Here is a 4521-nt window from a genome sequence, read left to right on the forward strand (position 1 = left end):
TTATTTCTCCGGGGGACACAGCCACTCCGCAGTCACCATGGGTCAGGCGGGCCAGGATGGCCTCTATAGCCGCCTGGTGATCAGGCATGGGAAAGGTCCACGACTCTTTATCCTTCCCGGCTACCTGCTGTGTTAACCGGGAGTCAGGGAAACCAATGCGCTCGGCCAGTCCGCTGGCTAGCACAGTTTCGTTACTCATGTCATATAGTCTATATTTAACGGATGAGCTACCACAGTTCATCACAAGGACATGCATGTCGATCTCTCCTGTATCATACAGATTTTGAAATTAAAAAAGGGAGGCGAACCTCCCTTTCGGAGCAAGTTCTAGCACCATCTCCTGACAACAGGCTCGCCACCGGGGATAATCTCCACCAGATCGCCATTTTGCAACCCTACAGCGTTTGCTTCGTCCATATCCACATGCATCTCGAGGCGGTAATTTTCGTGGACGCGCACCAGTACTTCAGCAAAGGTCACCGCCCTCGGCCCTTTTGCCCGGACATAGACTTTATCCCTGTCCTTTACTCCAAACCGGGCGGCATCGGCAGGCGACATATGAATGTGTCGAGCGGCAATGATGCACCCCTCCGGTATGGTCACTGAACCAACCGGCCCAACCAGTGTGATAGGTGCCGAACCGTCCAGGTCCCCGGAGTCACGCAGCGGCGCGCGCACACCCAGTTTAAAACAGTCCGAAATAGAAATTTCTACCTGGGTACGAGGGCGGACCGGCCCCAGTACGCGGACCTTTTCCAGCACACCTTTAGGGCCGACCAGGGTTACAGTTTCCTGGCAGGCATACTGCCCCGGCTGGGAAAGGTCGCGCAGCTTTTGCAACTGGTAACCCGGTCCGAACAATATTTCCAGGTCCTTCTGCGAAAGGTGAACGTGCCGGTTGGAAACCGCCACCGGAATCAACCAGGTCTCCTGTTGCTCCCGGTCACTCCCGGACTGGAGACCGGGTGCATAATCGGACCGGGGAACAGCATCAACAGCGGCCTGTCCAGTTGTGGCACCGCTTCCACAGGTGGATAAAACACCGGAACCGGAACTCACAACCCGGGCTGCCTCAGAGGAGCTGTAACTGTTGCTTTTATGCCTGGCCAGTTCCTCCACCACAAGGCGTGTGATTAAGCTTACCATTTCGACCTGCTTGTCCAATGCCTGCTGCACCGGTTCTCACTCCCAACTGCTCACCGGCATCCCAGCCTGGCCATGACCTGCCGGACTATGTTCTCAATTTCAGCCGCGGAAACGGTAGCTGTTGCATTTTGCACTGCGGGCTGCCGTGAGCAACCGCCGGCACCTGCGTATTCCTTAATCCCATAAGCCAGGCGCTTGATGTTGATCAGGTGAAGCGGTGTGACGTTATCCGAAGTACTGCTGCCGCCCCAAGTGCCACATCCCAGCGTCAAGGACGGAGCCAGTCCCGTGGTATAGCCGATGCCGCCAAGGGCGGAAGGAGTATTTACCAGAATACGGAAGACCGGTTTCTTCAAGGCGAACTCCCGGATAATCTCTTCGTTACGGGAATGGATGACCAGGGTATGACCGATCCCCTCCTCTTCGAGAAGGGCCATGCAACGCTCACAGGCTGCATGCCAGTCTTTTTCCACATAAAATCCCAGGACGGTGGTGAGTTTCTCATGCGAAAGAGGATATTCCTTGCCCACGCCAGCCTGCTCGCCAATCAGCACCTTTGTGCCCGGGGGTACTTTGATACCCGCTCTTTCCGCCACCACCTCGGCACTGCGGCCGACAAAAGCCGGATTCATGCCTCTGGGTGTGAAAAGCTGGCGTGCTACCTTGGCCGTTTCCTCCTCGTTCATAAAGTAAGCTCCCTGCCGTTTGAACTCTTCAACAACCTGATCCTTTATGCACTCTTCCACCACCACGGCCTGCTCGCTGGCGCAGATGGTGCCGTTGTCAAAAGTCTTGCTGTCGATAATGCACCGTACGGCATGAGGAATATCGGCCGAAGACTCAATAAAAGCAGGCACGTTACCGGGGCCCACACCATAGGCCGGCTTACCCGAGCTGTAAGCTGCCTTGACCATCGCGGACCCGCCGGTAGCCAGGATTAAATCCACCTCATTGCACTTCATCAGTTCATTGGTGGCCTGAAGGGTTACTTTACTCAGACAGCCGATGACGCCTTCCGGGGCACCCGCCTTGACAGCAGCCTCGTGCATAACCTGTGCCGCCGCATAGGTACAGCGAGCTGCTGAGGGATGGGGGGAGAAGACGATAGCGTTGCGGCTCTTAAGGCTGATCAAGCTCTTGTAGATCACAGTTGAGGTCGGGTTGGTGGAAGGCACGATACCCAGTATCACCCCGACAGGTACGGCGATTTCCACCACTTTGCGTTCCCTGTCTTCCCGGATGATGCCGGCTGTCTTCATGTCCTTGATATATTCATAGACCTGCCGGGCAGCAAAAAGATTCTTGGTAACCTTGTCCGCAAAAACGCCGAACTTTGTTTCATCCACGGCCATGCGGGCCAGCCATTCGGCATTCGCGGCAGCAGCTTCAGCCATGGCTGCTACAATGCGGTCCACTTCTTCCTGGCTGAACTCGGCAAAGATTTTCTGGGCCTGCCGCGCCTTACGGGCCAGATCACGCGCTTCCTGGATCGAACTCAAATCATAATCTATGATCATTATCCAGCCCTCCTTTTTTGATTAAACTTCCTGCCAGTTGGCCGGATAGGTAACGTAGAAGAACTTAACGCGGTCCGGGCAACCGAAGGTAATTTTACTGCCGCGGGGGATGTAGAAAACATCACCCGCCCGACCCGTATAAGTCCGGCCGTCAACGGTTATCTCGAGGGTACCTTCAATGATGTAGTCATATTCGTCATAGCGCAGCTCCCAATCAAAGCTGGACTTTTCCATGGTCATGAACCCGGCAGCCATACGCGGGCTTTCTTTCAACGGCAGCAAATCCACCAGGGCCACCCTGTCGCCGGGCTTGCCGGTATCAAAAGGCTGACAGACCACCGTGTTGCCACGCACCAGCCTGATCCCGGACGGGTCCCTTTCCACCAAAGGCACAGCGGGAACTGCCTGCATGCCCAGCTGGGCCAGCACCTCCTTGACCACCTGTGCTACCAGCTGCACATCAATACCACCGCCCACCTTATGGCAAACCTGCTCGACCAGGCCGGGCTGGCCTGCTGCCGCACCTGTCGGCCCTGGCGGAACCGGCTGGATAGATGGAGCGCTCCCGGCCGCATCTTCCCGTGCAACCGCAGGGCCGGGTGCAGTTGCAGCCACGTCTTCCACAAATTGAACGCCCAGCTCACGGGCTGTATCGCGGGCCGCGGGTGTGATAAGCGTATGGCTGTCAACGGTCAGCTGCTTTTGTCCGCCTGCAGCTGCCTTCTGCACATCGCTTGCCGTTATCAGCTTTTTCATCCACGGACACATCCTCGCCAAAGTAAATTGGAATCACATTAATTTTGTTTATTTTTTTAAAGGATTGCCTTCTTCAAGAGCTTGCTGGGCGAAGGAATGACCACGCTGTCCACCAGCAGCCCCTGACTGGCAACCCGCTGGGTGCCTGCCTCCACAGCAGACTTCACCGCCGCCACATCCCCGGTCATGGTGACATAAGACTTCCCACCAAGGCCTGCCGCCAGCCGGATCTCGATGAGCTGTACTTCCGCAGCCTTGGCACTGGCATCGGCAGCTATAATAAGCGAAGCCACGGTAAATGTTTCAATAATACCGAGGGCCTGAAGCTCATCCACCTGGCTGGTGGCCGTGATAGCCGGAAATACGGACGGGTGGACATTGGGCAGGATAAGCTCGTCCAGCACCGCCTGTCCGCCTGCCTGCACACCTGCCTGTACCGCACTCTGCACGGCTGCCACATCACCTGCCACCAGGGCCATATATTTGCCCGGGCAGATGGGATTGGCCGCCAGAAGTTCCACAGCAGCGGTCTTGACCATGATGTCGGCAGCTGCAATGCCGCGTGCAATGCTTTTGAATTCGACAAGTCCGATTGCGTTCAAAATCTACTTCACCCCCCCTGCCTCAGGGCTCAATGGTAATGTACGAAGATGTTACCCCGGTAACCCGGCCGTCAATACTGGCATGTATGCAGGCACCCAGAGCATTTTTCGGTACCTGTCCCACCAGGTCGCCCCGTTTGACTTCCTGGCCCACCTCTACCACCGGCTGGCATGGTGCCCCGGCGTGCTGTTTGAGTGGTATGGTGACGCGGGTGGGTTTGAACTCCAGGTCTTGAAGAGGCGCAGCCACATTGTACTGTTCCAACCCCAGGAAGTTAACCAGCCGCTTTACCGGGATGCGCCGGAACTCCCGCTCCGGCAGGGGAATGCTTTCGGGCAGTGCACCTGTGTATCGGATGCCCTGAGCGGCCAGTTGCTGCTTGAAGGCTGCATTGACCCGGCGGGGTGACAGCCCCATGACACAGGCATACTCACAGGCGCCGCACTCCGAACACAGCAGGCTGGACTTGACAGCAGTCACGTCGTGCAGCATGTAGGCC

Annotated in this window: 4 protein-coding genes and 2 pseudogenes; all 6 read right to left on the minus strand. The window is 56.8% G+C overall.

What is annotated here, in order from left to right; all coding sequences use genetic code 11:
• A pseudogene (locus ACPLUI_RS06490) lies at positions 1–256 on the minus strand (acetate kinase); the annotation flags it as partial.
• 71 nt (positions 257–327) lie between these two features.
• The gene (gene pduL, locus ACPLUI_RS06495) at positions 328–921 is read right to left on the minus strand and encodes a phosphate propanoyltransferase (protein WP_424659461.1); all 594 of its coding nucleotides are present in this window, start codon (positions 919–921) and stop codon (positions 328–330) included.
• Positions 922–1196: 275 nt separating this feature from the next.
• On the minus strand, positions 1197–2663 hold the full coding sequence (locus ACPLUI_RS06500) for an acetaldehyde dehydrogenase (acetylating) (protein WP_424659458.1): 1467 nt from the start codon (positions 2661–2663) through the stop codon (positions 1197–1199).
• 21 nt (positions 2664–2684) lie between these two features.
• Entirely contained in the window at positions 2685–3419 is a 735-nt protein-coding gene (locus ACPLUI_RS06505) for a cupin domain-containing protein (RefSeq protein WP_424659459.1), read from the minus strand.
• Positions 3420–3475: 56 nt separating this feature from the next.
• The gene (locus ACPLUI_RS06510; protein WP_424659460.1) at positions 3476–4021 is read right to left on the minus strand and encodes a BMC domain-containing protein; all 546 of its coding nucleotides are present in this window, start codon (positions 4019–4021) and stop codon (positions 3476–3478) included.
• A gap of 22 nt (positions 4022–4043) precedes the next feature.
• Positions 4044–4521: pseudogene (locus ACPLUI_RS06515) on the minus strand (electron transport complex protein RnfC); the annotation flags it as partial.

This window comes from Desulfofundulus sp., assembly GCF_049701015.1.
Classification (GTDB): Bacteria; Bacillota; Desulfotomaculia; order Desulfotomaculales; family Desulfovirgulaceae; genus Desulfofundulus.

Bases quoted from the DNA above. Each gene is read 5' to 3' on its own strand.
- ACPLUI_RS06505 (WP_424659459.1), bottom strand. From the start codon at position 3,419: ATGAAAAAGCTGATAACGGCAAGCGATGTGCAGAAGGCAGCTGCAGGC.
- ACPLUI_RS06500 (WP_424659458.1), bottom strand. From the start codon at position 2,663: ATGATCATAGATTATGATTTGAGTTCGATCCAGGAAGCGCGTGATCTG.